The sequence below is a fragment of the Trabulsiella guamensis ATCC 49490 genome (assembly GCF_000734965.1).
GTDB lineage: Bacteria > Pseudomonadota > Gammaproteobacteria > Enterobacterales > Enterobacteriaceae > Trabulsiella > Trabulsiella guamensis.
Map to the genome: position 1 here is coordinate 1 of NZ_JMTB01000141.1, position 1,754 is coordinate 1,754.

2 protein-coding genes are annotated in these 1,754 nt (G+C 58.3%); both read left to right on the forward strand.

Annotated features, from left to right (window positions below; all coding sequences use genetic code 11):
- Window positions 1-396, forward strand: a 396-nt coding sequence (locus GTGU_RS23070) for a DUF3486 family protein (protein ID WP_038163310.1), incomplete at its 5' end; no start/stop codon positions are given.
- Window positions 393-1,754 (forward strand): terminase large subunit domain-containing protein (locus tag GTGU_RS23075; RefSeq protein WP_038163313.1); only part of this gene is annotated, 1,362 nt, incomplete at its 3' end. The genes GTGU_RS23070 and GTGU_RS23075, both read left to right, overlap by 4 nt.

Genomic DNA, 1,754 nt, shown 5'->3' on the forward strand with positions numbered 1-1,754 from the left:
ACCGGTCTTAACCGTTACGCCAGCCGCATGGAACAGTTTGGTGCCAAAATTCGTGCATCGCGGGAGATGGCTGAAATCTGGGCGGCAAAACTCGGCTCTGCGCCGACGTCCGACGTCGGCAAGCTGCTGCTGGAGTTTGTCAAAACCCTCGCCTTTGAAACCTCGATGTCGCTGTCCGAGGGTGATGTTGTGGAGCCCAAAGCACTCGGCCAGCTGGCGCTGGTCGCTCACCGTCTGGAGTCGGCAGCGATGGTGAGCCACAAGCGCGAGAAAGAAATCCTTCAGGAATTTGCGCGGGAGGCGGCAGAAAAAGCGGAGATTATCGCCACAAAAGCCGGGCTGTCGTCCGAGTCTGCGGCAGTGATCAGGCGTGAAATCATGGGGATCGCATCATGACATTTAACGCCAGTGACGTACTGCTTCCTTATCAGAAACGGTGGATTGCGGATGATTCCCCCCTCAAGATTGCCGAGAAGTCCCGCCGTACCGGCCTGACGTGGGCAGAAGCATCCGATGCGGCGCTGACCGCCTCCCTGCGAAAGGTGGATGGTGGCTCAGATCACTTTTACATCGGCACCACGAAAGAGATGGCGCGTGAATTTATAGACGCCTGCGCCATGTGGGCAAAGGCGTTCAACGCGGCGGCCAGTGATATCGGTGAGGAGGTCGTGAAGGATGAAGACAAGGACATCCTGACCTTTGTGATCAACTTCGCCAGCGGATTTAAAATCAAGGCGCTGTCAAGCAACCCCAGTAACATCCGTGGGATGCAGGGGAATGTCACCATTGACGAGGCGGCATTCCATGAGCGGCTGGATGAACTGCTGAAAGCGGTCACCCCGCTGCGGTCGTGGGGTGGAAAAATCCGCCTTATCTCCACGCACAACGGCATTGATAACCTGTTTAACCAGCTTATCCAGGAGAGCCGGGCGGAAAAAAAAGATTATCGGATCCACACCATCACCCTGGATGACGCCTGTGATGACGGTCTCTACCGCCGTATCTGCCAGGTGCGCGGGCTGGACTGGTCACCTGACGCGGAGGCGGACTGGAAAGAGGGCCTGCTACGTAATACCGCGACGCGCGACGATGCGCTGGAGGAATATTACTGCGTGCCAAAAAACGGCAGCGGCGCGTATATTCCCCGCTCCCTGCGTGAGCGTGCCGCCCGTGGCCCGTGTGTGGTGTTGCGCTTTACCGGCACGCCTGAGTTCAGCGCCATGCCGGAAGGACAGCGTCGCATTGATATGCAGGACTGGCTGGAGACCGTTGTTCAGCCCGAACTGGATAAACTGCCGCCCCATCTTCGCCATTGTCTGGGTGAAGACTTTGCCCGTAATGGTGACCTCACGGTATTTGCACCGGTGACGGTGAATGAGAACACCACCCGCACCGTGCCGTTCCTGGTCGAACTCAGCAACGTCCCGTTCAAGCAGCAGGAACAGGCGCTGTTTTATATCTGTGATCGCCTGCCGCGCCGCGACGGCATCAAGCTCGATGCGCGCGGTAACGGTCAGTATCTGGCTGAGCAGGCGGCAGAACGGTACGGCACCGAGGTGGAACAGGTGCAGCTTTCCGTTCCGTACTACCGCGAAAACATGCCGCGTTTCCGGGCAGCCTTTGAAGACGATGAGATCATCCTGCCGAAACACGAAGACATCATCACCGACCTCGGAGCCATCCAGCTTTATCGTGGTGTGCCGGGCATTGATGATGCCCGCACCACCGGCACCGATGGTCGCAAGCGTCACGGC